The 24,969-nt window shown below is 68.2% G+C and carries 21 protein-coding genes; 13 read left to right on the top strand and 8 right to left on the bottom strand.

The features are described from left to right. The first annotated feature begins 238 nt into the window (after positions 1-238). Positions 239-1,225: a tetratricopeptide repeat protein gene (locus tag DFO45_RS20690; RefSeq protein ID WP_245518206.1), complete on the top strand. Its 987-nt coding sequence runs from the start codon at positions 239-241 to the stop codon at positions 1,223-1,225. Positions 1,226-1,420: 195 nt separating this feature from the next. Continuing rightward, positions 1,421-2,347: a BMP family protein gene (locus tag DFO45_RS20685; protein WP_208299845.1), complete on the top strand. Its 927-nt coding sequence runs from the start codon at positions 1,421-1,423 to the stop codon at positions 2,345-2,347. Between the two features lie 27 nt (positions 2,348-2,374). Here DFO45_RS20685 and xth read toward each other — a convergent pair whose 3' ends face one another. Then, on the bottom strand, positions 2,375-3,163 hold the full coding sequence (xth, locus tag DFO45_RS20680; protein WP_133866347.1) for an exodeoxyribonuclease III: 789 nt from the start codon (positions 3,161-3,163) through the stop codon (positions 2,375-2,377). Between the two features lie 227 nt (positions 3,164-3,390). Here xth and DFO45_RS20675 point away from each other — a divergent pair, with 227 nt between their 5' ends. Together DFO45_RS20675 and DFO45_RS20670 are read left to right on the top strand one after the other, a co-directional pair. Continuing rightward, complete coding sequence (locus DFO45_RS20675) at positions 3,391-4,797, top strand: MBOAT family protein (protein ID WP_133866346.1); 1,407 nt, start codon at positions 3,391-3,393, stop codon at positions 4,795-4,797. A 1-nt stretch (position 4,798) separates the two neighbouring features. Continuing rightward, positions 4,799-5,938 (top strand): hypothetical protein, encoded by a 1,140-nt coding sequence (locus tag DFO45_RS20670; RefSeq protein ID WP_166657199.1) that lies wholly within the window; start codon positions 4,799-4,801, stop codon positions 5,936-5,938. 128 nt (positions 5,939-6,066) lie between these two features. Here the strand turns inward: DFO45_RS20670 and DFO45_RS25440 are convergent, their stop codons facing one another. Together DFO45_RS25440 and erpA are read right to left on the bottom strand one after the other, a co-directional pair. After that, the gene (locus DFO45_RS25440; protein ID WP_280960290.1) at positions 6,067-6,201 is read right to left on the bottom strand and encodes a hypothetical protein; all 135 of its coding nucleotides are present in this window, start codon (positions 6,199-6,201) and stop codon (positions 6,067-6,069) included. 155 nt (positions 6,202-6,356) lie between these two features. Then, entirely contained in the window at positions 6,357-6,692 is a 336-nt protein-coding gene (erpA, locus tag DFO45_RS20665; RefSeq protein WP_043879408.1) for an iron-sulfur cluster insertion protein ErpA, read from the bottom strand. Positions 6,693-6,808: 116 nt separating this feature from the next. Here erpA and DFO45_RS20660 point away from each other — a divergent pair, with 116 nt between their 5' ends. From DFO45_RS20660 to DFO45_RS20650, 3 genes are all read left to right on the top strand, one after another. Next, positions 6,809-8,005, top strand: coding sequence for a deoxyguanosinetriphosphate triphosphohydrolase (locus DFO45_RS20660; RefSeq protein ID WP_133866344.1), 1,197 nt, complete (start codon positions 6,809-6,811; stop codon positions 8,003-8,005). Positions 8,006-8,038: 33 nt separating this feature from the next. Beyond that, entirely contained in the window at positions 8,039-9,799 is a 1,761-nt protein-coding gene (argS, locus tag DFO45_RS20655; protein ID WP_133866343.1) for an arginine--tRNA ligase, read from the top strand. 72 nt (positions 9,800-9,871) lie between these two features. Then, positions 9,872-11,509: an SPOR domain-containing protein gene (locus tag DFO45_RS20650; protein ID WP_133866342.1), complete on the top strand. Its 1,638-nt coding sequence runs from the start codon at positions 9,872-9,874 to the stop codon at positions 11,507-11,509. A gap of 163 nt (positions 11,510-11,672) precedes the next feature. Here DFO45_RS20650 and DFO45_RS20645 read toward each other — a convergent pair whose 3' ends face one another. The 5 genes from DFO45_RS20645 to DFO45_RS20625 all read right to left on the bottom strand — a co-directional run bounded on the left by DFO45_RS20645 (position 11,673) and on the right by DFO45_RS20625 (position 18,379). Further along, a complete protein-coding gene (locus tag DFO45_RS20645) occupies positions 11,673-12,869 on the bottom strand; it encodes an amidohydrolase family protein (protein WP_012171328.1) in 1,197 nt (398 codons plus the stop codon). Positions 12,870-12,984: 115 nt separating this feature from the next. After that, complete coding sequence (locus DFO45_RS20640; RefSeq protein ID WP_133866341.1) at positions 12,985-13,758, bottom strand: ferredoxin--NADP reductase; 774 nt, start codon at positions 13,756-13,758, stop codon at positions 12,985-12,987. A gap of 27 nt (positions 13,759-13,785) precedes the next feature. After that, complete coding sequence (fdxA, locus tag DFO45_RS20635; protein ID WP_133866340.1) at positions 13,786-14,115, bottom strand: ferredoxin FdxA; 330 nt, start codon at positions 14,113-14,115, stop codon at positions 13,786-13,788. Positions 14,116-14,333: 218 nt separating this feature from the next. Further along, positions 14,334-17,888 carry a molybdopterin cofactor-binding domain-containing protein gene (locus tag DFO45_RS20630; protein WP_133866339.1) on the bottom strand — a complete coding sequence of 1,185 codons (3,555 nt, stop codon included), beginning with the start codon at positions 17,886-17,888 and terminating at the stop codon, positions 14,334-14,336. Continuing rightward, a complete protein-coding gene (locus tag DFO45_RS20625; protein WP_133866338.1) occupies positions 17,885-18,379 on the bottom strand; it encodes a (2Fe-2S)-binding protein in 495 nt (164 codons plus the stop codon). The genes DFO45_RS20630 and DFO45_RS20625 overlap by 4 nt, the downstream gene beginning before the upstream one ends. 292 nt (positions 18,380-18,671) lie before the next feature. Between DFO45_RS20625 and DFO45_RS20620 the strand changes: the two genes are divergently transcribed. The 6 genes from DFO45_RS20620 (at position 18,672) to DFO45_RS20595 (ending at position 24,903) form a co-directional block, all read left to right on the top strand. Further along, positions 18,672-19,838 (top strand): CaiB/BaiF CoA-transferase family protein, encoded by a 1,167-nt coding sequence (locus DFO45_RS20620; RefSeq protein WP_133866337.1) that lies wholly within the window; start codon positions 18,672-18,674, stop codon positions 19,836-19,838. 194 nt (positions 19,839-20,032) lie between these two features. Further along, positions 20,033-21,523 (top strand): 6-hydroxynicotinate reductase, encoded by a 1,491-nt coding sequence (locus DFO45_RS20615; protein ID WP_043879406.1) that lies wholly within the window; start codon positions 20,033-20,035, stop codon positions 21,521-21,523. A gap of 32 nt (positions 21,524-21,555) precedes the next feature. After that, positions 21,556-22,482, top strand: a complete 927-nt coding sequence (locus DFO45_RS20610) for a UPF0280 family protein (RefSeq protein ID WP_133866443.1) — start codon at positions 21,556-21,558, stop codon at positions 22,480-22,482. Then, positions 22,475-23,059, top strand: a complete 585-nt coding sequence (locus DFO45_RS20605; protein ID WP_133866336.1) for an amino acid synthesis family protein — start codon at positions 22,475-22,477, stop codon at positions 23,057-23,059. Before DFO45_RS20610 ends, DFO45_RS20605 begins: the two co-directional genes overlap by 8 nt. Continuing rightward, a complete protein-coding gene (locus tag DFO45_RS20600; protein ID WP_133866335.1) occupies positions 23,056-23,640 on the top strand; it encodes an amino acid synthesis family protein in 585 nt (194 codons plus the stop codon). The genes DFO45_RS20605 and DFO45_RS20600 overlap by 4 nt, the downstream gene beginning before the upstream one ends. 66 nt (positions 23,641-23,706) lie before the next feature. Then, on the top strand, positions 23,707-24,903 hold the full coding sequence (locus DFO45_RS20595; RefSeq protein ID WP_043879404.1) for an ABC transporter substrate-binding protein: 1,197 nt from the start codon (positions 23,707-23,709) through the stop codon (positions 24,901-24,903). The last annotated feature ends 66 nt before the right edge of the window (positions 24,904-24,969 follow it).

Here is a 24,969-nt window from a genome sequence, read left to right as displayed (position 1 = left end):
CGTTCTGTGACGGCAAAGACACACCCCTCCGCGGAAGAGTGACCGCGGGGGAACTGGGGCGTCCGGCGCCGCGAAGCCGCCACAAAACGCCACAAGATCAGCCATGCGAGACGGCGGTCGCGTTAAGTCGGGAAATGGTCCCGGCCGCCGTCCCAGAGGCTGATGTCAGATGTTCGGGTGCGGGGCCGATCAAGGTCGAGACGAGTGGGGCGGCCGCCCCCTTTGCCAAGGAGAATCCTTGGCTCGGCCTTGGCGTGGCCCCGATCTTGCCCGGTCTGGCGGGCATGCTTTCCGCATCATGAATGTGGTGGATCACAGCATCGGAACGAACGGCGGCCTTGGGCGCCACGGGCTGCGCCGCACGGCGTGGGGCGTCGTGGCCGGCCTGTGCCTGCTGGTGGCCGGTGCCGTGTCGCCGGCCCTGGCGTTCGACGGCAATACCGATGGTTCGGGGCCGGCCGGTCTAGCGCCGCCTCCCGGTCTGACGCCCCCCGGCAGCCTGCCGCTGCCACCCGGTGCGCGTCCGGTGGACGAGGCCTTCCGGTCCGGCGCGCAGGCCCTGCGGCTCGGCCAGACGGCGAAGGGCGTCGATGCCCTGCGCTATGCGGCTGATCAGGGGCATCCCGCCGCCCAGTGGAAGCTGGGCCGCATGTATGCCGACGGCGACGGCGTGAAGCGCGACGACGCCAAGGCCTTCGAATATTTCAGCCGCATCGCCAATCTGCACGCCGAGGACTATCCCGGCACGCCGCAGGCCCGCTTTGCGGCCAGCGCCTTCGTGGCCCTTGGCTCCTATTATCTCGTCGGCATTCCCAACACCGCCGTGCGCCGCGATCCGGCCCGCGCGCGGGACATGTTCTCCTACGCGGCCTCCTATTTCGGCGATCCGGACGCGCAGTTCCGCCTCGGCAAGATGTATCTCGACGGCACGGGCATGTCGCGCGATCCGCGGCAGGCCGCCCGCTGGCTGATCCTCTCCGCCCAGAAGGGGCAGTATGAGGCGCAGGCCCTGCTCGGGCAGCTTCTGTTCCGGGGCGATGAGGGCATTCCCCGGCAGGGCGCGCGCGGCCTCATGTGGCTGACGCTCGCCCGTGACGGCGCCGCCGGTCCCGGCGACAAATGGGTGGTCGATCTTTATGAGGACGCCTTCTCCGAAGCGACGGAGGATGAGCGGGCGGTGGCGCTGAAATATCTGGAGCAGTGGCTCAAGACCGCCCAGCGCTGAAACGGCCCTTGGCCGCGTCCAGTCGCCATTTCCATAGTTGGCAATCCCTTTTCTTGTGCGGCTGCGAACGCCGGGCATAATGACGCTCGGGCAGCGGCGCGGGGCCGTCTGCGGTGGGGTCTGCTCATGGTTCGTCTCGATCGACGCCACTTTCTGTTCGGAAGCGCGCTTTGCGGCCTTGCCGCCTGGCCTCTCATGCAAGGCGTCGCACGCGCTGCGCAACCGAAGCTCGGGCTGCTGCTGCCGGGCCGACGGGATGACGGCGGCTTCATGCAGGCGGGCTTCTCGGGCTTCGAGGCCGCGGCAGCCGAGCTCAAGGCCGATGTGGTCGTGGTGGATAGCGTCCGGCCGCAGAAGGACGATCTCGTGGCTGCGCTGCGCCGCATCGCGGCAGAAGGGCCGTCCGTCATCGCCGCCCATGGCGGCCAGTGCAACGAGGCGGCGAAGATCGTTGCCGCGGATCATCCGCGAATCCAGTTCCTGGTCATCCAGGGTGGCGTCGAGGGGGCGAACCTCACCAGCTACGAGGTGTTGCAGGAGCAGTCGGCCTGGCTGGCCGGCGCCGCCGCGGCGCTGATGACGAAGACCGGCACCGTGGGGCACATCTCGGGCATTCGCGTGCCGCCCGGCCTCAAGGGGCGCGCCGCTTATGCCGCCGGCGTCGCCCACGCGAGGCCCGGCGTGAAACTGCTGACGACTTTCTGCGGCGAGCAGGACGACGCGGCGCTTGCCGCCAAGGTGACGGCGGCGCAGGCCGATGCGGGCGCGGACATTATCTTCACCATGCTGAACGCCGGACGCACGGGTGCCATCGAGGCGTGCCGCGCCAGGAAGATCCGCCAGATCGGCAATGTGCGCGACTGGGTGCCCGTGGCGCCCGACGTCTTTGTGGCGAGCGCCATCGCAGACGTCTCTGTCGCCATGCGCGATGCGGTCACCGGCCGGCTCGTGCCGGGCAAGCATGTGAAGCTCGGCGTCTCCTCGGGCGATGCGGTGCGCCTTGCTCTGGCGCCCGGCGTGCCGGAGGAGGTACGCGTCGCAATCACCGGCTATACGGCGGACATCGCCGCCGGCCGGATCGTGGTGCCGACGGCCTATGACGGGCCCGAGTTCAGCCTCTGATCCCGGAACGCAGACGGACGCGCGGCCTCACGCCGCCATCTTCAGGTCGATCCAGGCGGGCACGTGGTCCGAGGGGCGCTCAAGGGCGCGCAGGTGCTTGTCGATGCCGGCGCCGATCAGGCGGTCGGCCGCCTGCGGCGAGAGCAGCAGGTGATCGATGCGGATGCCGAAGTCCCGCTGCCAGGCGCCCGCCTGATAATCCCAGAAGGTGAAGAGGCGCTCGGCGTCGGACGTGGCGCGCAGCGCGTCCGTCATGCCGAGGTTGATGATCTCGCGGAAGGCGGCGCGGGTGCGGGGCAGATAGAGCGCATCCTCGACCCAGGCGGCGGGATCGGCGGCATCGCGGGCATCGGGAATCACGTTGAAGTCGCCGGCGAGGATCAACGGCTCCTCCAACTTCAGGCGGCTTTCGGTGAAGGCCTTCAGCCGGGCCATGAAGCCGAGCTTGTAGTCATATTTCCCGGTCTGCGGCGGGTTGCCGTTGGGCAAGTAGATGCAGCACACGCGCACCACGCCGCCGGGCACCGAAACCACCGCCTCGATGAAGCGGGCCTGCACGTCGCTGTCGTCGCCCGCAAGGCCGTTGGTCACGTCCTCCAGCGGGCGCTTGGAGAGGACGGCCACGCCGTTGAAGCCCTTCTGTCCATGCACCGCCACATTGTAGCCCAGCGCCTCGAAGGGCTCGCGGGGGAACTGCTCGGTCTGGCACTTGATCTCCTGCAGGCACACCACGTCCGGCTGTGCCTCCTTCAGCCAGGCGACGGCATGTTCGGTGCGCAGGCGGACGGAATTCACGTTCCAAGTGGCGATACGCATGGGGACTCCTTCTTGCCCGGGAGCATAGAGCGCAAGGGGCGCGAAGGGGAGGGGCGCCGCAACGGAACAGAAATCATTGCTCGAAATGTTCCAGACAGAGGTATCTTGGTCGTTCATCGACTGAAACGGCCAAGTCGTCGTTCGCAATTCCGTGATCCATATTGCCTCTCGCGGCAAAGGATGGCATTGCGAGGCAGGCACTTCAGCAGGCGGGCGGCACCCTTGAAATGACCTTCGCTTCGGTTGAGTTCATTTTCTATTTCTTTCCGCTTTTCCTGATATTCTATTTCTCAAGCCGAAAGCTGAAGATCCGTAATCTCGTTCTGGTTTTATTTTCGCTTGCTTTTTATTCTGTCGGCTATGTGCCCTATCTGTTTCTGCTTCTGGCGTCGATTTGTGTCAATTTCATCATCGCGCTGCGTATTGATGAGCGGCAGGACGCCTCCCGCAAGACGTTTCTCATCCTCGGCGTCACGGCAAATGTGCTGCTGCTCGGCGTCTTCAAATATACGGATTTCGCAGTCGACAACCTGAACGTGCTTCTTGCGCCGTTCCATCTGCGTCTGCCGGAGCCGGATATTGCCCTTCCGCTGGGAATTTCCTTCTACTCCTTCCACGCCATTTCTTACCTCGCCGACATTTATAAGGGCCGTGTGCGGGCCAACCGCAGCCTCGGCCAGTTCACGCTCTACATGTCCATGTTCCCGCAGCTGGTGGCCGGCCCCATCGTCCGCTACGCGACGGTGGCGCGGCAGCTCGGCGACCGGCGGGTCACCTGGGGGCGCTTTTCCGCCGGCATGCGCCTCTTCGTCATCGGCCTCGCCTGGAAGGTGATGATTGCCGACGAGGTGGCGGCGCTGGCCGATGGTGTCTTCGATTCCACCACCCATCCGACCTTCGTGGAGGCCCTGCTCGGCCTCTATGCCTATACGGTCCAGATCTATTTCGACTTCGGCGGCTACTCCACCATGGCGGTGGGGCTCGGCGTGATGATGGGCTTCACGCTGCCGCGCAACTTCCGCCTGCCCTATACGGCGCGCAGCGTCACCGATTTCTGGCGGCGTTGGCACATGAGCCTGTCCTCCTGGCTGCGCGACTACGTCTACATCACGCTCGGCGGCAACCGGCGCGGCGCCAGCCGCACCTATGTGAACCTCTGGATCGTCTTCCTGCTGTGCGGCCTCTGGCACGGGGCGAGCTGGAACTTTGTCATCTGGGGCGCCTGGCACGGCGCGTTCCTCGTGCTGGAGCGGGCCTGGCTCGGGCGCCACCTGCGGCGCCTGCCGCCAGGCGTGTCGCACCTTTATCTGGTGCTGGTGGTGATGCTGGGCTGGGTGTGGTTCCGCGCCGAAACCTTCTCGGGCGCCATCGACATCTATCGCGGCCTCCTCGGCTTCAACGGCTTTTCCGACCAGTCGCTGGCGCTGGGCTTCGGCCTTCACCCGCTCAGCGCCGCGGCGCTGGTCGCCGGCGGACTGCTCGGCTTCTGGCGCTGGCGCCGGCCGGCGCTGCTGAAGGGAGAGGGCTGGGTGGCGGTGGGGGCGGACTATGTCATGGTCGCGGCCCTCATGCTCGTCTGCGTGCTCTGGGTGGGCGGCGGCTCCGGAACGCCGTTCCTCTACTACCGGTTCTGACATGACGATGCTCAGCCATCACCGCCGCTATCTCGGCGTCGTCGTCCTAGTGATCCTCACGCTGCTGCTGGCCGCCAATTTCGTGCCGGATCCGCTGGGGCGCGGGGTGTGGCGCGGGCGCAGCCGCCCGCCGGCCAATGAGGCGCAGCGCCTGCTCTGGAAGGTGCAGGACTTCAGCCTCTATGTGCAGGACAATTTCGGCTTCCGTGCCAGCCTGCCGGCGCTCCGCCGCACCGTCCGGGCCGCGCTGGACGCGCCGAACGACCGCAACATCTATGAGGGCTCCAACGGCCACCTCTTCTGGGGACGGGAGAACACACCGGCGCAGTCCTCCGGCGACCTCGTGCGCGCCGAGGCGGTGGAGCGCTTCGTCGCGATGGCGAAGGCCCTGCAGGCCGAGCTGGCGCCGCAGGGCGGGCAGGTGGTGGTCGCCATTCCGCCGAATGCCCAGTCCGTGGAACTGCGCGACCTGCCGGACTGGCAGAAGGACTTCACGCCCCGCCCGACCGAATATGATCTCCTGCTGGCTGGCCTGAAGGCGGACGGCATCGCCGCCGTGGACCTGCGCAAGGTGCTGCGGGAGGCGCCGTTCACCGGGCCGCGCTACATGCGCTCCGACACCCACTGGACCTTTGCAAGCTCCGTCTATGCCTTCAACGCCGCCTTGCGGGCGGGCGGGCATCCGGACTGGACGGTGGACCCGAAGGTGGTGATCGGCCCGTTGGAGCCGGCGCCGCCCGGCGACCTCGTGCGCACCAGTCGCAATGCGCGGCCGGTGCATGACCAGAATTTCGTGCCGCGCTTCCAGCCGCCCGACGCGCCCATCGAGCGCTCGCCGGTGCTGCGGGCGCCGCATGAACACCCCGCCTTCCGTCCCTATGTGCAGCGCTTCCGGCCGGAAGGCCCGCGGGTGCTCATCATCGGCGACAGCTTCACCATCGGCACCTGGACGCGCCTGTTCGCGGGGACGCCGGTGGCGGAGGCGGGCTGGATGCACTTCTCCCGCCGCACGCTCGGCTATTGCGGCTTCGATGCCGCCGACGTGAAGGACTTCAAGCCCGACCTCGTCATCCTCGCCCGCACGGAACGGCTGTTCCCGTGCCTTGACGATGCCTGGCCGGACCATCTGCCGGAGCCTTAGCCGCCTGCGGCCGGCATCGTCAGCCCCTCAATCGCGCGTCATCGCCGCATGGCTCTGGTTGAGGGCGTCCAGCAGGTCGTTGAGGCCCTGAAGCGCTGCCTCGATGGAGGCGGCGCCCATCTGCGCATTCATGATGGCCCGTCGAGCGCCAGCGTCGCCGCCCAGGCGGTCCCCGGTGCGGCGGCGTTCGCACGCAGCAGATCCGCAATTGCGTCGCGCAGTTCCGCCTTGTGCCGCGCCGCGATCTCGGCGACTGACGCCACGCTCTATCGGGGAGGGGCTGGATCCGGTTCTGATCCTCTCGGCCCTGTTCATCCTGACCGGCGTCGTGATCGGGGCGCGGCGCAAGGCCTAGCCGCCGCCCCGTGCAGCGATGCAAGCGCGCCCTGCTTGGGGGCGCGCCCATAGGAGGCGGTCTTCAGATGGAGAAGCTCGTCCCGCAGCCGCACGAGGCGGTGGCGTGGGGGTTCTCGATCTTGAAGGCGGCGCCGATCAGGTCGTCCACGAAGTCGATGCGGCAGCCGGACATGTAGTCGAGCGAGACCTTGTCCACGAGGACGGTCGCGCCGTCCTGCTCGATGACGATGTCGTCCGGGTTGCGCTCGCGGGTGACGTCGAAGCGATACTGGAAGCCGGAGCAGCCGCCGCCTTCCACGCTCACCCGAAGCGCGCTCTCGGGCGCCTCTGCGGACAGGATTTCGCTGATGCGCCGTGCGGCGCTGTCCGTGACGATCACGGTGGTGGGGGTATCCATGGATGTCGTCCCACGCCTTTCGGCGGTTGATTGCATGTTGCAGGGATAGTTAAGTGCGCCCGCCGCCGAGTCAACGTGCGCGGCCAATGTCGCCGGTATCGGCGTATGGAGGTGGCATGGCGGTTTCCGGTGCGCGGCCCCGCATGACATGGGCCTGCGATCCCGTGTGGACGCGCGGCCGCCTCGTGCCCGAGCAGGAGGGCACGCGCAGCGCCTTCCGGCGCGATTGCGACCGTATCATCCATTCCACCGCCTTCCGGCGCCTCAAGCACAAGACGCAGGTCTTCGTGTTCCATGAGGGCGACCACTATCGCACGCGCCTCACCCACACGCTGGAGGTGGCGCAGATCGCGCGCTCCATCGCGCGGGCGCTCGGGCTCGACGAGGATCTGGCGGAGGCGCTGGCGCTGGCTCACGATCTCGGCCATCCGCCCTTTGCCCATGCCGGAGAGCGGGCGCTGGACGCCTGCATGGCCGACTATGGCGGCTTCGATCATAACGCGCAGTCGCTGCGGGTGGTGACACGGCTGGAGCGCCGCTATGCCGGCTTCGACGGCCTCAACCTCACCTGGGAGACGCTGGAGGGCATCGCCAAGCACAATGGTCCGCTCACCGACCGCTCCGGCAAGCCGCTGGGTGCGACGGGTGCCGTGCTGCCCCACGCCATTGTCGCCCATTCCGCGGTCCAGGATCTGGAGCTCTGGACCCACGCCGGGCCGGAGGCGCAGGTGGCGGCGATCTCCGACGACATCGCCTATGACGTGCACGATCTCGACGACGGGCTGCGGGCCGGTCTCTTCCATCTGGACGAACTGGAGGCGCTGCCGCTGGTGGGCGCGGTGCTGGCCGAGGTGCGCGCGTCATGGCCGAGCCTCGAAACCGGCCGGGTGATCCACGAGGTGATGCGCCGCCTCATCACCCGCTTCGTCGAGGATGTGGTGCGCGAGACCGAAACGCGCGCCCGCGCCGCCAAGGTGCGCTCTTCCTTCGATGTGCGCATGGCCGGCGCGCCGCTGGTGGCCTTCTCGGCCGGGATGCGGACTGCCGAGGCGGCGGTGAAGGGCTTCCTCTTCCCGCACATGTACCGTCACGCGCGGGTCAATCGCATCATGGATGAGGCGCAGGGCGTGGTGCGCGACCTGTTCGCCCTGTTCATGGCGCGGCCGCAGGAAATGCCGGCGGACTGGCAACTGGAGGGAGCGCCGCCCGACCGGATGGCCCGCCGGGTGGCGGACTATATCGCCGGCATGACCGACCGTTACGCCCTCGACCAGCACGCCCGCTTTTTTGACACGACGCCGGAATTGCGTTAGGCGCCCGGCTGCTTTCACCACACGGATGATGCCATGAACGTCTACGCGATCTTCGCCGATCACGTGAGAGAAGCCGTCGCCGCTCTTGCCGGCGAACTGCCCGAGGCCGGCGCGCTCGACCTCTCCCGGATCGTCGTCGAGCCCCCGCGTGACGCCGCCCATGGCGATCTCGCCACCAATGCGGCCATGGTCCTCGCCAAGGACCTGAAGATGAAGCCGCGCGATCTCGCCGAGAAGATCGCCGCGCGGCTCGCGCAGGTGCCGAACGTGGCCAAGGTGGACGTGGCCGGACCCGGCTTCATCAACCTCACCCTCGACGCCGGTTACTGGCCCGGCGTGCTCGCCGCGCTGCTGCGCGCGGGCGCCGACTTCGGCCGCTCGGACCTCGGGGGCGGGGAGGCGGTGAACGTGGAATACGTCTCCGCCAACCCCACCGGCCCCATGCATGTGGGCCATTGCCGGGGCGCGGTGTTCGGCGATGCGCTGGCGAGCCTCCTGGCTTTCGCCGGTTTCAAGGTGACCCGCGAATATTACATCAACGACGCGGGCGCCCAGGTGGACGTGCTCGCTCGCTCCGCCTACCTGCGCTATCGCGAGGCGGCCACCGGCGAGACGGTCGAGATCCCCGACGGGCTCTATCCGGGCGATTACCTCGTGCCCGTGGGCAAGACGCTCGCCGAGGTGCACGGCTCGGAATATCTGGAATCGCCTGAGAGCGAGTGGCTGCCGATTTTCCGCACCTTCGCCATCGGCGCGATGATGGAGATGATCCGCGACGATCTCCAGGCGCTCGGCATCTCCTTCGACGTCTTCTTCTCCGAGCGCTCCCTGACCGCCGCCGGTATCGACCGGGTGGGCCTCACCATCGAGCAACTGCGTCGCACCGGGGAGGTCTATGAGGGCCGCCTGCCGCCGCCCAAGGGCGCGCCCATCGAGGACTGGGAGGATCGCGAGCAGAGCCTGTTCCGCTCCACCGCCCATGGTGACGATGTGGACCGCCCGCTGGTGAAGTCCGACGGCAGCTACACCTATTTCGCCGGCGACATCGCCTATCACAAGGACAAGTTCGACCGCGGCTTCCGCCGCATGATCGATGTCTGGGGCGCCGACCATGGCGGCTATGTGAAGCGCATGCAGGCCGCCGTGAAGGCGGTCACCGCCGGTCAGGCGACGCTCGATGTGGAACTGTGTCAGCTCGTGCGCCTGCTGCGCAACGGCGAGCAGGTGCGCATGTCGAAGCGCGCGGGCTCCTTCGTCACGCTCCGCGAGGTGGTGGACGAGGTGGGGCGCGATGCGGTCCGCTTCATGATGCTGTTCCGCAAGAATGACGCGACGCTCGATTTCGATCTCGCGAAGGTGATCGAGCAGTCCCGCGAGAACCCCGTATTCTATGTGCAGTATGCGCATGCGCGGGCGCAGTCGATCCTGCGCAACGCGAAGGAACAGCATGCCGATCTGCCGGAAAGCGGCGCCATTTATGCGCACGCGCCGCTGGACCGGTTGACGGACGAGGGCGAACTTGGTCTGGTGAAGCGGCTGGCGGGCTGGCCGCGCCTTGTGGAGCAGGCGGCTCACGCCCGCGAACCGCACCGCGTGGCCTTCTATCTGCATGAGGTGGCGAGCGAGTTCCACGGACAGTGGAACCGCGGAAAAGACTTGCCACATTTACGCTTCATTATCGAGAATGATCGAGAATTGACCATGGCCCGTCTGGCTTTGGTCCACGGCGTGGCTGCGGTCCTCGCCTCTGGCCTTGGCTTGCTGGGTGTCGAGGCCGTCGACGAAATGAAGTGACCGTCGCGGGTCGGGGCCGCCAGAGCCGGCGGCCCGCCACCCTCGATGGCCGATGGGCATAATCGAGGCGACATGGGCGACGAAAGCAGGTTCCGCTACCGGCGCGACGACACTCAGGCCAATGACGGCCGCGTGCCGCGCATGGAGCGTCCCACCGCGCGAGACGCCGCGCCCGCCAGTCGCGCCGACGAGGCCCTGGCTGAACTCGCGCGGCTGATCGGGGATGAAGACCCCTTCGCCGATTTCAACGATCCGCGTCGCGCCCCGCCGCCGGTGCAGCCCGAGGCGAACCGTGCGCCGGCCGGTCGCCAGCAGCAGGCCGCTCCCGCCCCCGCGCCCGATCGGCGCTATGACGACTGGCAGCCCGGCCGTCGCGGCATGCGCGAGCCCCCGCCCGGCACGCCCGCCCACATGGCGCCGACCCGCGCCGCTGCCCGGCCTGACGAATGGACGGAGCCGAACCGCGCTTCCGTGCGTCAGGGCTATGGCTCGCTCTCCCGCCGCCCCGATCCGGCAGCGCCGCAGGAGGGCTATGAAGACGAATATTACGAGGAGCAGCAGCCCGCGCCGCAGCCGCCCGAGCGGACGGTGACGCGCGGTGGCGCCTTCACGCAGGCCGCCGCCCGGCACGATCACCGCGATGCAGGCCTCACCCAGCGCGGCGATTATGCACCGCAGCGGGACGAATACACCCAGTCCCGCACCGCCGCTGCCCCCGCCCAGCCGACGGCACGCCAGGCCCAGCACGACCCCTATGCGCAGGACGAGGCGGGCTACGCCTATACGGCCCAGTCCCGGCACCCGCACGACGAGCAGTATGACGAGGCCTATGACCCGGCCTATACGGACGACGGCTACATGCCGCCGCACGACGAGGATTTCTACGAGCCCGAACCGCGCCGCAAGAACCGCACCCTGATCGTCGCGGCCCTCGCCGTTGTGGCGGTGGCCGTGGTGGGCGTTGGCGGCGTGTTCGCTTACAAGACGTTCGCGGGCAAAGGCTCGTCTTCGGAAAGCGCCAGCGGCCAGCCGCCGGTGATCCGCGCGGGCGAAGGTCCGGTGAAGACCGCGGGTCCTGCGCCGACGCAGACGAGCGACGGCCAGAAGCTCATCTATGACCGCGTCGGCGGTGGCAATCCGGGCAATGAGCGCGTGGTGCCTCGCGAGGAGCAGCCCGTGGACGTGAATGCCGCCGCGGCGGCGGCTGCCGCGGCCCAGGCCGCCAATCCCACCGAGCCGAAGAAGGTCCGGACCCTGACCGTGCGCGCCGACGGCTCCGTGGTGAACGCACCCTCGCCAGTGCCGGCCCCGCCGCCCGGCGTTGCGCCCATCGCCTTCGCGCCGAACCAGAATCCCGTTCCGTCGGGCGCGCCCGCCCCGACGCCAGTGCAGACCGCCTCCGTGGCGGCGCCCGCCGCCGCTCCCGCCGCGCCGCCCCCGGCGGCGGCACCGGGATCTGCCGGCGGCTTCGTGGTGCAGGTGGCCTCGCAGAAGTCCGAGGCCGATGCGCTCGGCTCCTTCAAGGTGCTGCAGTCGCGCTATCCGCAGTTGCTCGGCACCTACAAGGCCAGCGTGAAGAAGGCGGACCTTGGCGAGCGCGGCATCTATTACCGGGCGCAGGTCGGTCCCTTCACCACCCGCGAGCAGGCCAACGACCTCTGCCAGAGCCTGCGGGCGCAAGGTGCCGACTGCCTGGTGCAGAAGAACTGACCGTTCTTCCGCGCAGCCTGACCGATCTTTTGAAGAGGCCCCCGAGCGGGGCCTCTTTTCATTTGGGTTCCCAAAACAGGACGCCAGCACAAGAAAAAGGCCGCACCCATTGGGTGCGGCCTCGAATGTCGGGACGGGGCGGCGTGATCCGCCCGCCCGCGCCTTACTTCACGAGGAAGGGCACGCGGGTGGCGGGCGGGGTGTTGCGCGAGCGCTCCGTGCGCACGATGCCGTCGATGATGGTCATGCCGATGCCCGGCAGGTCGCCCAGCTGGACGCTCTCCAGGAGGTTCTTGCCGGCGGAATGCTGGGCGGTGTCCATGATGACGAAATCCGCCGCCCGGCCCACCTCGATGAGGCCCGTGTCCAGCGCCCGCATGCGCGCGGTGTTGCCGGTGGCGAGGCAGAAGGCCTGCTCCGCCGGCAGGTCGCCCAGCGAGGAGAGCAGCGAGACCATGCGCAGGATGCCGAGGGGCTGCACGCCCGAGCCGGCAGGGGCGTCGGTGCCGAGGATCACGCGGTGCAGGTCGCCCATCTCCTTGGCGATGCGCAGGGTGTAAAGGGCCGAGCGCTCATTGCCGTTGTGCACCAGTTCCAGGCCGCGCTTGCAGCCCTCGCAGATGCAGCGGATCTGGCTGTCGGGCAGGGCGGTGTGGCCGCCGTTGATGTGGCCCACCACGTCCGTGTCCGCTTCCAGCACCACATCCTTGTCGATGAGGCCCGAGCCGGGGATGGAGGGGCCGCCGGTGTGGATGGTGGACTGGATGCCATACTTGCGCGCCCAGCCGACCATCTTGCGGGCGGTGGGGCCGTCCTTCACGCCGCCGAGGCCCACTTCGCCGAGCAGCTTCACGCCGGCGGCGGCGAGCTCCTTGAAGTCCTCCTCCACCATCTCATGCTCGATGACGGGAGCGCCCGCATGGATCTTCACGCCGCCGGGACGGAAGGCGGTGAAGGTGCGCTGGGCGGTGATGGCGAGCGCCTTGAGACCCACGACGTCGCGCGGGCGGCCGGGATAATGCACCTCGCCGGCCGAGATCATGGTGGTGACGCCGCCGTGCAGGAAGCTGTCGATCCAGTTGAGCTGCTGCTGGCGGGGCGTCCAGTCGCCGGCCACCGGGTGCACGTGGCTGTCGATGAGGCCGGGCGTCACCGCCGCGCCATTGGCGTCGACGGTGGTGGTGGCGCCCTCCACGTCCACGTCCTTCAGGCGGCCGATGGCGGTGATGCGGCCGTTCTCGGCAACGATGGTGTCGGCATCGAGAATGGGCTTCTCAAGATCGCCGCTCAGCAGCAGGCCGATGTTGCGGATGACGAGCTTGGTGGGGCCGGTGGGGCCGCTCGGGGCGTCGTGGGCCATCTATGCACTCCGGAAGGCGACCGGCGACGCGCGGGCGATCCCGGCCATTTATTTGTAGGCATATGAAAACTACGCCCCGGCGCGGCGCTTGAGAACCGCGTCGGGGCAAAAAATCTCAGCGCTCGGCGAAGGCCTTTTCCAGCACGAAGTCGCCGGCCTCGCCGCTGTTGCCTTCCTCGAAGCCGCGCGCCTCGAACATGCCGCGCAGCTGCACCATCATCTCCGGCGAGCCGCAGAGCATCACCCGGTCGCGGGCCTTGTCGATGGCCGGCAGGCCGATGTCCTCGAACAGCTTGCCGCTCTCGATGAGATCGGTGATGCGGCCGCGATTGCGGAAGGGCTCGCGGGTCACGGTCGGATAGTAGATCAGCTTGTTGGTGATCTCCTCGCCGAGGAACTCGTGGGCCGGCAGATCCTGCGTGATGAGTTCGCCATAGGCGAGCTCGGACACCTGCCGGCAGCCGTGGACGAGCACCACCTTCTCGAAGCGCTCATAGGTCTCCGGATCGCGGATGATGGAGAGAAACGGGGCAAGGCCGGTGCCGGTGCCGAGCAGATAGAGGTTCTGGCCGGCTTTCAGATTGTCCAGCACCAGCGTGCCGGTGGCCTTCTTGCCGACGATGATGGGATCGCCCACCTTCAGATGCTGGAGGCGGGAGGTCAGCGGGCCATCCGGCACCTTGATGGAGAAGAATTCGAGATTCTCCTCATAATTGGGGCTCGCCACCGAATAGGCGCGCAGCAGCGGCTTTCCGTCCACCCTGAGGCCGATCATGGTGAACTCGCCATTGCGGAAGCGGAAGCCGCTGTCGCGCGTGGTGGTGAAGGAGAACAGGCGGTCGGTCCAGTGGTGGACGCTGAGGACGCGCTCTTCCAGCAGGTTGCTCATGGGTCGGGCTCGGCGGTTCGGGAGGGATCAGGCGGCGGGGGCGGGGTCGAGCAAAGCGAGCTTGCCAGCCTTGCCCTTCCAGTCGTCCGCATCGGCGGGCGGCTCGCCCTTCTCGGTGATGTTGGGCCATTTCGCGGCGTATTCGGCGTTCAGCGCCAGCCACTCTGCCGCGCGCGGATCGGTGTCCGGCACGATGGCCTCCGCCGGACATTCCGGCTCGCACACGCCGCAGTCGATGCACTCGTCCGGGTGGATCACCAGCATGTTCTCGCCGGCGTAGAAGCAGTCCACCGGGCACACGGACACGCAGTCCATATATTTGCAGCGGATGCAGCCATCGGTGACGACATAAGCCATGGAAAGCGTCCGGCTCTGGCGTCCACCAGCGAGTGGCGGACAGTTTGTTCGTATACAAATGAAAATAAGCCAAGCCGTGCGGCTGTCAATCGCCTGGGTGCTCTGGCGATGCGGACATTTTGGGCAGGGCTGCGCGATGGGCGGGCAGGGGCTATCTGTGCGAGGGCGGGCGCATCGGAACGGATGGTTGAGACCAGATCCTCAGAGAGTACAGAGCCTCAATGCGTCGCCGGTGCGCTCCTCAGCCGCGTCACCTCCGATTCCACGCCCTCCCAGGGCTTGGCGTCGGGCGCGAATTTGGCGCGGATGTAGCGCACCAGCGCGGCCACCTGCCCGTCGTCGAGGCTGTCGCGGAAGGCGGGCATGTCGCCGAGGTCCCGGGCGGCGGGGGAGGGGATGCCGTCCAGAATGACGCGGATGAGATTGTCCGGCCGCGCCGCATGGACATTGGTGTTCAGCGCCAGTGCCGGGCGCACGCCGAACAGGGTCGGCCCGCTCTCGGCATGGCAGGCGGCGCAGGCGCCCTCATAGAGCTTGCCGCCCAGCGTATCGAGCGGCCGCAGGGAGGCGCTCGCCTGTGTCTGCAATTCGGCCGCTCTGGCAGCCGGATCGGCGAGGGCGGGGCCGGCGAAGGAGGCGAGATAGGTGGCCATGGCGCGGATGTCCGCATCCGGCAGATACGAGAGCTCCTGCACGACGGGCGCCATGGGGCCGGCCGCCGTGCCGTGGTGGGGCGAGAAGCCGGTGCGCAGATAGGAATAAAGCGCCTCTTCCGTCCACGGGATGGGCGCGGAGGAGAGGGCGGTGAGGGCGGGGGCCTCCCAGCCGTCCACCATGCCGCCGGCGAGATAGGAGGCGCCGGTCTTCTCGGCGCCCAGCACGTTGCGGGGCGTGTGGCAGGCGCCGCAATGGCCGAGCCCTTCCACCAGATAGGCGCCGCGATTCCATTGGGCTGAGCGGGCCGGGTCCGCCTCCATCTGGCCGGGCTTCAGGAACAGCGCGTTCCAGCCGGCCATGAGCGGGCGGATGTTGAAGGGGAAGGCCATCTTCGCCTCGGGCGTCGGGGCGGAGACGGCGGGCTGCGACATCAGATAGGCATAGAGCGCCTGAAGGTCGGTGTCCGAGGTCTTGGTGAAGGCGGTGTAGGGAAAGGCCGGGTAGAGATGCCGCCCGTCCCGCGAGATGCCCTCGCGCATGGCCCGCTCGAAGGCGGCATAGGACCAGCGGCCGATGCCGGTTTCCGGATCGGGCGTGAGATTGGTGGCATAGACCGTGCCGAAGGGCGTCTCCATGGCCCGCCCGCCCGCGTTCGTCACGCCACCGGGAAGGGTGTGGCACACGGCACAATCGCCCAGCGCCGTGAGCTGCTTGCCACGGGCGATCATCTCGGCGGAAAAGCTCGTGGGATCGGGTGGGTTGATAGGTGCGATGGCGCCCCGGATGGGCAGGGCCACGCTCGCCATGCCGAGCGCACCGGCGAGCGCCGCGCCGGCCAGGGCGAACCAGGAGCGCTTCTTCTTCTCAGGCTTCGGATCAGGCGGCAGCGCCTCGCCGGTGAGCGCCGCGCGCACCCGGTCGGGCGTGAAGGGCGGCTCGCGGAAGCGCACGCCGGTGGCATCGAAGATGGCGTTGGCGATGGCGGCGGCGCTGGGCACGGAGGCGCTCTCGCCAGAGCCGAGCGGCGGCTCCTCCGGCCGGGGCATCAGCACCACCTTGATGACCGGCACTTCCGGGAAGGTGAGAATGGGATAGGCGCCCCATTCCCGGCTCGCCACCTCGGTCTTGGAGAAGCTCACCTCCTCCTTCAGCACGCGGCTGGTGGACTGGATGACATTGCCGTGGATCTGGTGCTCGATGCCGGCCGGATTGATCATCAGGCCGGAATCCTGCCCCACCACCACGCGGGTCACGTTCACGTCGCCGGTGGCCTTGTTCACCTCCACGTCCGCCACCCAGGCGGACCACGCGGCGCCATAGCCGGGGAATTTGGAGTGGACATAGAGCGCATAGGCAAAGCCCTGGCCGCGCACGATGTCGCCCTCCACCACCTGCTGGCGCGGGCCGGTGCGATGCTCCCAGCCGGCCTTGGCGGCCACCTCTTTGACGAGGTCCACGGCACGCGGATCGTGCAGATAGCGCAGGCGATACTCGACGGGATCGACGCCAGCGGCGGCGGCGAGCTCGTCGATATAGCTCTCGTGGGCGAAGGAATTGGGCAGCGCCGAGACCCCGCGCAGCCACGCCGCGCGCACGATGGGCGCCATGTCATGGGCCACAACGCGCATGTTGTCATAGGCATAGGGCGGGATGGCCGTGCGGTCGCCCATCTCGAAGACGGGATTGTCCGCCGGCACCCGGCCCGTCAGCAGCAGCGCCAGCGTGACGGCGGCGTTGGACGGATAGCGGGTGGAGAAGTCGTAAGCTGCCGGCGAACCGTCGGCAGTGATGCCGCCCCGAATTTCCATAAGCTGCGCCGCGCCCTTGGGCTCCCAGGCGTGCTCCTGCTCGCGGGTGAGCTGCACGCGCACCGGGCGGCCGACGGCGCGTGAGAGCAAGGCGGCGTCCGCCGCCACATCGTCCGCGCAGTTGCGGCCATAGCAGCCGGCGGCCTCGAAGCGGACGATCTCGATGGTCTCTTCCGGCAGGCCCAGCAGCAGAGCGATGTCGGCGCGCAGCGGATAGGGGTTCTGCGTGCCGGACCAGACGGTGATGCCCTCCGGCCGCACATCCGCCACGGCGCAGGAGGGGCCGATGGAGGCGTGCATCTGGTAGGGCCACACATAGGTGCGGTCCATCTGTTGCGCCGCGCTGCTGCGGGCCGCCTCCACATCGCCCCGCTCGTGCAGCAGCCGCACCGTGCTGGGGTTCGCGCGCAGGGCGTTGGGAATGTCCGTGAGGTCCGCCGGAAGGGGCGGCGGCTCCTTCCAGCGCACCTTCAGGCGGCGGGCGGCCTCGGCGGCCTGCTCCTCGCGCTCGGCCACCACGCCCACGAAGTCGCCCATGGTGACCACCGCCACCATGCCGGGAATATCGGCCACCGAGCTTTCATCGACGGCAATCAGGCTCTTGCCGATGAACTCGCCCGCATCAATGCCCGCATAGGGCGGGCGCACCACGCGCCCGTGCAGCATGCCGGGCACGCGCACGTCATGCACATAGGTGAAGGTGCCGGTGGCCTTGGCGGGAATGTCCACGCGGGGCATGCGCTGGCCGACGATCCGATAGTCGGAGATGGGTTTCAGCGCCACGCTCTCCGCCAGCATCAGCCGGTCGCGACGGCCGGCGAGGAGGTTGGCATAGGTGACGCCCGCATTGCCGCCGGCCTTCGGATGCACCACGCCGTCCGTCACCGTGAGGTCGGCTTCCGGCAGTTCCAGCGCCGCGGCGGCCAGCGCAACCAGATGATGGCGGGCCTGCGCCGCCGCCCGGCGGAGCGGCTGGGCAGAAATCTGGATGCTGTCGCTGGCGATGGTGGCGCCCTGATTGGGCGTGCCGCCGGTGTGGCCGAGCACCATGGTCACGCGGTCGAGCGGCAGGTCCAGTTCCTCGGCCACGATCTGGGCCAGTGCGGTGCGGATGCCGGTGCCGAGGTCCACATGGCCGTTGAAGGCCAACGTCCGGCCGTCATCATCGAGGAACAGGAAGAGGTCCAGCGCGCCTTCCGGCGGCGGGGCGGTGGGCACGAGGCCCTTCACATGCTGCGCCGGGCGCAGGATGGCGAGCGTGCCCGCGCGGGCGAGCAGAGCGTCCGTGGAAGGCGTCGGTTCGCTCATGACGCTTCGCTCGTCTCGGGGGCGGCGGCCATGTCGTGGGCGGCGCGCAGCACGGAGCGCAGGATTTCCACGTGCGTCCCGCAGCGGCAGAGATTGTAGCGTAGCGCTTCGCGGGCCTCGGCCTCGGAGGGGCTGGGGTTGCGCTTCAGGAAGGCGACGGTGGTCATGATCATGCCGTTGAGACAATAGCCGCACTGGGCGCCCTGTTCGGCGATGAAGGCGGCCTGTACCGGATGCGGGGCGGCCAGCGTGCCAAGGCCCTCCAGCGTCGTCACCGCCCGGCCCTCCACGCTGGCGAGCTTCGTGACACACGAGCGCGCCGCCACCCCGTCCACCAGCACCGTGCAGGCGCCGCACTCGCCAAGGCCGCAGCCGAATTTCGGGCCGTTGAGCCCGAGATCGTTGCGCAGCACATAAATGAGCGGGGTCTCACGCGGCAGCGCGAAGCTGTGCGGCACGCCGTTCACGGTGAAGGAGACCTCATCCGCCATGTCACGCCCGCTCCGGGCCGGACAAACGGCAACGGGCGCCGCAGGCCGCCGGGTCCGCCGCGCGCTGTGGGTTCGCGATCATGTCCGCCCCTCTGGCTGGCTTGCGCGATTGTTTGCCTAGATTGTTTCTGTACTAATGAATGACGTCAAGCGCCGCTTGCGCTGCGCATTCCCCTCTCGACACCGTGCCGCCGCCGGTTCCATGCTGGCGGCAAGGTCATTGCGGAAGAAGGCGTTCCATGTCGTTGTGTCCGTGTTCCGTCGTCGCGTCCAGCCACCGGGGAGGGCGCCCATGAGCGGTCCTCTGGTGGGGCTGAAGGTCCTCGAACTCGCCCGCATCCTCGCCGGCCCCTGGGTGGGGCAGGTGCTCGCCGATCTCGGCGCGGACGTGGTGAAGGTGGAAAGCCCGGATGGCGACGACACCCGCACCTGGGGCCCGCCGTTCGTACCGGCGGCCGATGGCGGCGATCTCTCGGCGGCCTATTTCCATGCCGCCAATCGCGGCAAGAAGTCCGTGGTCATCGACTTCCGCACCCCCGAGGGGCAGGAGGAGGTGCGCCGGCTCGCCGCCAAGGCGGACGTGCTGGTGGAGAATTTCAAGGTCGGCGGCCTCAAGAAATACGGGCTCGACGCCGAGAGCCTGAAGGCGGTGAACCCGCGCCTCATCTATTGCTCCATCACCGGCTTCGGCCAGACCGGGCCCTACGCGGAGCGGGCGGGCTACGACTATCTGGTGCAGGGCATGGGTGGGATCATGTCGCTCACCGGCGAGCCGGAGGGCGAGCCCATGAAGGTGGGCGTCGCCTTCGCCGACATCTACACCGGCCTTTATGCCACCGTGGGCATCCTCTCGGCGCTGCGGCGGCGGGATGCGACGGGGCAGGGCGCGGTGGTGGACATGGCGCTGCTCGACTGCCAGGTGGGCGTGCTTGCCAATCAGGCCATGAACTATCTGGTCAGCGGCAAGGCGCCGGCGCGCCTTGGCAACGCCCATCCCAACATCGTGCCCTATCAGGTCTTCCCGGTAGCGGATGGCTATGTGATCATCGCGGTGGGCAATGACGGGCAGTTCCGGCGTTTCTGCACCGTGCTCGGCATCCCGGAGACCGGCACCGACCCCGACTATGCGACGAATCGGGACCGGGTGCGCAACAGGGCGGCGCTGGGCGTGATTCTCAGCGAACGCATGGCCACCTTCCAGAAGGCGGACCTGCTGGCGAAGCTGGAGGCGGAAGGCGTTCCTGCCGGCCCGATCAATACGCTGGATGAGGTCTTCGCCGATCCGCAGGTGATCGCGCGGGGGCTGCGCATCGACATGGAGGCGCCCGATGCCGCCGGAGGCACCGTTCCGGGTGTGCGAACGCCCATCAATATCGATGGCGAGCCGATGGTCTCGGGCCAGCCCTCGCCCAAGCTCGGTTCCCACACCGCCGCCTTCAAGGCCGGCGAGCTCTGGTGAAACCTGCGCGCCGGCGGCCGCAAGCCCTTCATAGCGCGAAAAATGTCAGGCACGCTGCCCTTTCAGGCAGCGTGCCTTTTCCTTGTGCTTGACACGGATGAGGGCGTCTATTTCATTAGTACACATATGAACTGGAGCGCGCGGTCCGCCGCTGCTGCCGATCGGTTCTCCCGTGCCCTGGAGCCTTGAGCGACATGTCCGACGCGACCGCAGCGGCCCGTCCCGCCGATGAGAAGATCCGGTGCGATGCCTGCCCCGTGATGTGCTACATCAAGCCGGGCATGACGGGCGCCTGCGACCGCTACGCCAACCACGCGGGCGAACTGGTGCGGGTCGATCCCCATGTGCTGCTCGACCGCACGCTGGAGCAGGGCGGCAATGTGGTGCCCTTCAATCGCAGCGGCGACTGGGACGGCAAGCTCATCAACGCGCCCGAAACCTTCGTGACCGCCATCGGCGCGGGCACCACCTATCCCGACTACAAGCCGGCGCCCTTCATCGTCTCCTCGCAGGTCGAGGGCGTGGACATGGTCACGGTCGTGACCGAGGGTATTTTCAGCTATTGCGGCGTGAAGGTGAAGATCGACACCGACCGCTATCTCGGCCCGGAGCAGGCGACTGTACGTGCCGCTGGCGAGCCGGTGGGCCATGTGACCACCAGCGAATACGGCTCGCAGATGCTCTCGCTGGGCGGCGTGCATCACCTCACCGGCGGCGGCAAGAAGGAAGGCCGCGTCACCTGCGAGGCGCTGCTGGATCTGTGCAACGGCAAGGCGGTTGAACTCACCATTGATGACGGCGCGACCGTCATCGTGCAGGCGGGCAAGGCGCCCATCGTCAACGGCATTCCGGAAGAGCGGATGCGCGTGGGCTGCGGCTCGGCCACCATCGGCATGTTCGCCAAGCAGTGGCTGGGCAAGGCCGACGAGGTGGTGGTGGTGGACGACCACATCACCGGCGTTCTCTCCGAGCATCAGGCCGGCAAGCTGCTGGATATTCCCGAGACCGGCATCAAGATGAAGGGCCGGCGCTCGACGCCCGGCCGCTATTTCCAGGTGGCCGAGCCCGGCACCGGCTGGGGCGGCACCAATATCTCCGATCCGCTCTCCATCATCGGTCCCTTCGATGCCAAGGTGGCGAAGCCCGGCCTGCGCCTGTTCTTCATCTCCACCACTGGCGAGCACTCGGCCTATTACGAGCTGGACGAGACGCTGGCGCCCGTTGCGAAGGAGATGCCGGCTGATCTCGTCGCCTCCACCGAGCGGGTGAAGGAGAATTGCGAGCCGGCGCTCTGCACCGTGCTGTTCATGGCTGGCGCCGGCGGCTCGCTGCGCTCCGGCGTGACGGAGAACCCGGTGCGCCTCACCAAATCGGTGAAGGACGCGCTCACCTACGTCACCAGCGGTGGCGCGCCGGTCTATGTCTATCCCGGCGGCGGCATCACCTTCATGGTGGATGTGACGCGCCTGCCGGAGAACGCCTTCGGCTATGTGCCGACCCCGGCATTGGTCGCGCCCATCGAATTCACGCTGCGCCTGTCGGATTACGAGGCGCTGGGCGGCCACATGGACCATGTGCGCCCGGTGGATGGCATTCCGCGCGGCGAGGGGGTGCGCCCTGTGGCGCCCTTCCTTGAGAATCCCTGGCCGCTTGCGCCGCACACCGCCAAGCGTTCGCACGGCTGACGCTGATGCTCGCCGCTCCCTCCTCTAACCCGATCCGGCGGGCGCCTCAGGTGGCGCTGCTGGGCGATGGCCGCCGCCTGCATCTGCAGGACGGCCCCATCGACCTCGTGATCGAGGCCGAGGGGGCGGAGCCGGCTGTGCGCGCGGCCTATGCGGCGGCGGTGGAGTGCTTCACCGGCCTGCTGGACGCGCTGTGCGGCGAACTCACCGCCCTGCGCGCGCCCGCTTCGCCCGATCTGTGCCCGGTGACGGGTCCGGTGGCCCGCCGCATGTGGGAGGCGGTGGCGCCGTTCGCGGCCGATCATTTCATCACGCCCATGGCGGCGGTGGCGGGTGCCGTGGCCGAGGCCGTCCTCGGCGGTCTGGTACGGCCCGGCCTGACGCGGGCCTATGTAAACAATGGCGGCGACATCGCCCTCTATCTGCCCGAGGGCGCGCGTTTCACCGTCGGGCTGGTGGATCGGCCGGATCGGCCGTATCTCACCGGCACGGCGGTCCTCACCACCGAGAGCCCGGTGCGTGGCGTCGCCACCAGCGGCTGGCGCGGGCGCAGCTTCTCGCTTGGCATCGCCGATGCCGTCACCATCCTCGCCCCCAGCGCCGCGCTGGCGGATGCGGCGGCAAGCATCGTCGCCAATGCGGTGGACCTGCCCGGCCATCGCGGTTTGCTGCGCGTGCCCGCCTGCGAACTCCAGCCGGATAGCGACCTCGGCCCCCGCCTTGTGACCCGCGACGTGCCGAGCCTTTCCGCCGCCGAGCGGCGTGAGGCGCTCGGCGCGGGCCTCGCCTGTGCGCAGGATCTGGTGCGGCGCGGCCTCATCTGTGGGGCGGCGCTGCATTTGCAGGGCGATACGGTCGGCACCGGTGCCGCGCTCGCCCATCTCTCCGGTTCCGCGGCCCCGACCGCCGTTCCTCTTTCCGTAACGCCACAACCAGAACAAGGGCGCGCACATGCCTGAGGTGAAGATCCGTAAGCGTCTCATCATCCTTGAGGAGATCCTCCACGAGGGCGGCCCGGTCGCGGCCCAGCCGCGCAAGCGCGGCGCCATTCTGACCGTGATCGAGAACCCCTTCGCCGGTCGCTATGTGGAAGACATCGCCGGTTTCATGGACGACTTGACACCGCTCGGCGTCGCCATGGCGGGCGACCTGCTCGCCGCTCTCGGCGGCGACAAGAGCGCCATCGACGGCTACGGCAAGGGCGCCATCGTGGGTGCGGCGGGCGAGCTGGAGCATGGCGCGCTGTGGCATGTCCCCGGCGGCTATGCCATGCGCGAGATCCTGGGCGACGCCAAGGCCATCGTGCCCTCCACCAAGAAGGTGGGCGGCCCCGGCACCCGGCTCGATGTGCCGGTGACCCATGTGAACGCCTCCTACGTGCGCAGCCATTTCGACGCCATGGAAGTCGGCGTGCCGGATGGCCCGAAGGCGGACGAGATCGTGCTGGTCCTCGTCATGACCACCGGCCCGCGCGTCCATGCCCGCGTCGGCGGTCTCGCGGCGGACAAGATCAAGGGCGAGGACGGCCTGCGATGAGCGCGACCATCCGCAAGATCGTCACTTTCGTTGAAGAGACCCATACGGAGATGGGCAAGCCCGTCTCTCCGCCCACCCGCCGCGCGGCGGCGGTGGCGGTGATCGAGAACCCCTTCGCCGGCCGCTATGTGGAGGATCTGTCCGACCTCATCGCCATCGGCGAGGAACTGGGCGGCCTCCTGACGGAGCGCGCGGTCGCGGCCCTCGGCATCGAGGGTTCGGCAGCGCAGAGCTACGGCAAGGCGGCGCTGGTGGGCGAGAATGGCGAGCTGGAGCACGCCGCCGCTTTGCTTCACCCCAAGATGGGCACGCCGGTGCGCAAGGTGCTGGGCAAGGGCGCGGCGCTCATTCCCTCCTCCAAGCGGCGGGGTGGCCTCGGTGCCGAGCTGGACATTCCGCTGGGACATAAGGACGCTGCGTTCGTGCGCAGCCACTTCGACGGCATGCAGGTGAGCATCAATGATGCCCCGCGCGCCAATGAGATCGTGGTCGCGGTGGCGGTCACGGATTCCGGCCGGCCGCTGCCGCGCGTCGGTGGATTGAAGGTGGAAGAGATCAAAGGCGAGGACGGCTTGCGTTAAGCTCGCGCCGGCTTCGGCGCACACCATTTGCAGACGGTACGTCGAATAACCAGAGGGGATGACCGTATGAAAAAGGTTTTGGGAGCCGCCTTGGCGGCCACGCTGCTGGCGACGGGTGTCGCGCGGGCGCAGCAGGGTGAGGTCAAGGTTGGCGAGATCAATTCCTATTCGGGCCTGCCGGCTTTCACTGAGCCCTATCGCAAGGGCTGGCAGCTGGCCGTGGAAGAGATCAATGCTTCAGGCGGTGTGCTGGGCAAGAAGTTCGTGGTCGTCTCCAAGGACGACGGCGGCAAGCCCGCCGATGCCGTGACGGCGGCGAACGAGCTGGTGTCGAGCGAAGGGGTGGCCATGCTCACCGGCACCTTCTTCTCCAACATCGGCCTCGCGGTGGCGGATTACGCCAAGCAGAAGAAGGTGCTGTTCCTGGCGGCCGAACCGCTGACCGACGCCATGACCTGGGCGCAGGGCAACAAGTACACATTCCGCCTGCGGCCCTCGAACTACATGCAGGCCGCCATGCTGGCCGAGGAAGCCGCCAAGCTTCCCGCCAAGAAGTGGGCGACCATCGCGCCGAACTATGAGTACGGCCAGTCCGCCGTCACCGTGTTCAAGCAGCTCCTCTCCGCCAAGCGCCCGGATATCGAGTGGGTGAGCGAGCAGTGGCCGCCGCAGGGCAAGATCGACGCCGGCGCGGTGGTGCAGGCGGTAGCCGCCGCCAAGCCCGACGCCATCTTCAACGTGACCTTCGGCCCCGATCTCGTGAAGCTCGTGCGCGAGGGCAACACTCGTGGCCTGTTCAAGGATCGCCCGGTGGTGAGCCTGCTCACCGGCGAGCCGGAATATCTCGATCCGCTGAAGGACGAGACCCCGGAAGGCTGGATCGTGACTGGCTACCCCTGGTACTCGCTCAAGACCCCTGAGCACGATGCCTTCCTGAAGGCGTATCAGGCGAAGTTCAACGACTATCCGCGCCTCGGCTCCATCGTCGGCTATGCGACCATGAAGGCCGCCGCCGCCATCATCAACAAGGCCGGGTCCACGGACACGGACAAGATGATCGCCGCCGCCGAGGGCATCTCGGTCGCGACCCCGCTCGGCCCAATCACCTTCCGCGCCATCGACCACCAGTCCACGCTCGGCGCCTTCGTCGGCAAGACCTCGGTGAAGGACGGCAAGGGCGTGATGGTGGACACCGTCTATCGCGACGGCGCCGCCTATCTGCCGAGCGACGATGAAGTGAAGAAGCTGCGTCCGCAGAACTGACGCTGACGGCGGCGCCCGCCCGGCGCCGCCGCTCCCGCCGCCCTTGTTGCGGGCGGCGCTTCAGGC

The sequence above is a fragment of the Azorhizobium sp. AG788 genome (assembly GCF_004364705.1).
Taxonomy (GTDB): Bacteria; Pseudomonadota; Alphaproteobacteria; order Rhizobiales; family Xanthobacteraceae; genus Azorhizobium; species Azorhizobium caulinodans.
Note: the sequence above shows the minus strand (reverse complement) of the source record. Positions and strands in the feature narration are given on the sequence as shown.

Bases quoted from the DNA above. Each gene is read 5' to 3' on its own strand.
- argS (WP_133866343.1), top strand. From the start codon at position 8,039: ATGAACGTCTACGCGATCTTCGCCGATCACGTGAGAGAAGCCGTCGCC.
- DFO45_RS20615 (WP_043879406.1), top strand. From the start codon at position 20,033: ATGTCCGACGCGACCGCAGCGGCCCGTCCCGCCGATGAGAAGATCCGG.
- DFO45_RS20640 (WP_133866341.1), bottom strand. From the start codon at position 13,758: ATGAGCAACCTGCTGGAAGAGCGCGTCCTCAGCGTCCACCACTGGACC.
- DFO45_RS20620 (WP_133866337.1), top strand. From the start codon at position 18,672: ATGAGCGGTCCTCTGGTGGGGCTGAAGGTCCTCGAACTCGCCCGCATC.
- DFO45_RS20600 (WP_133866335.1), top strand. From the start codon at position 23,056: ATGAGCGCGACCATCCGCAAGATCGTCACTTTCGTTGAAGAGACCCAT.
- DFO45_RS20685 (WP_208299845.1), top strand. From the start codon at position 1,421: ATGCAAGGCGTCGCACGCGCTGCGCAACCGAAGCTCGGGCTGCTGCTG.
- fdxA (WP_133866340.1), bottom strand. From the start codon at position 14,115: ATGGCTTATGTCGTCACCGATGGCTGCATCCGCTGCAAATATATGGAC.
- erpA (WP_043879408.1), bottom strand. From the start codon at position 6,692: ATGGATACCCCCACCACCGTGATCGTCACGGACAGCGCCGCACGGCGC.
- DFO45_RS20660 (WP_133866344.1), top strand. From the start codon at position 6,809: ATGGCGGTTTCCGGTGCGCGGCCCCGCATGACATGGGCCTGCGATCCC.
- DFO45_RS20645 (WP_012171328.1), bottom strand. From the start codon at position 12,869: ATGGCCCACGACGCCCCGAGCGGCCCCACCGGCCCCACCAAGCTCGTC.
- DFO45_RS20595 (WP_043879404.1), top strand. From the start codon at position 23,707: ATGAAAAAGGTTTTGGGAGCCGCCTTGGCGGCCACGCTGCTGGCGACG.
- DFO45_RS20625 (WP_133866338.1), bottom strand. From the start codon at position 18,379: ATGGCGGATGAGGTCTCCTTCACCGTGAACGGCGTGCCGCACAGCTTC.
- xth (WP_133866347.1), bottom strand. From the start codon at position 3,163: ATGCGTATCGCCACTTGGAACGTGAATTCCGTCCGCCTGCGCACCGAA.
- DFO45_RS20605 (WP_133866336.1), top strand. From the start codon at position 22,475: ATGCCTGAGGTGAAGATCCGTAAGCGTCTCATCATCCTTGAGGAGATC.
- DFO45_RS20650 (WP_133866342.1), top strand. From the start codon at position 9,872: ATGGGCGACGAAAGCAGGTTCCGCTACCGGCGCGACGACACTCAGGCC.
- DFO45_RS20675 (WP_133866346.1), top strand. From the start codon at position 3,391: ATGACCTTCGCTTCGGTTGAGTTCATTTTCTATTTCTTTCCGCTTTTC.
- DFO45_RS20630 (WP_133866339.1), bottom strand. From the start codon at position 17,888: ATGAGCGAACCGACGCCTTCCACGGACGCTCTGCTCGCCCGCGCGGGC.
- DFO45_RS20670 (WP_166657199.1), top strand. From the start codon at position 4,799: ATGACGATGCTCAGCCATCACCGCCGCTATCTCGGCGTCGTCGTCCTA.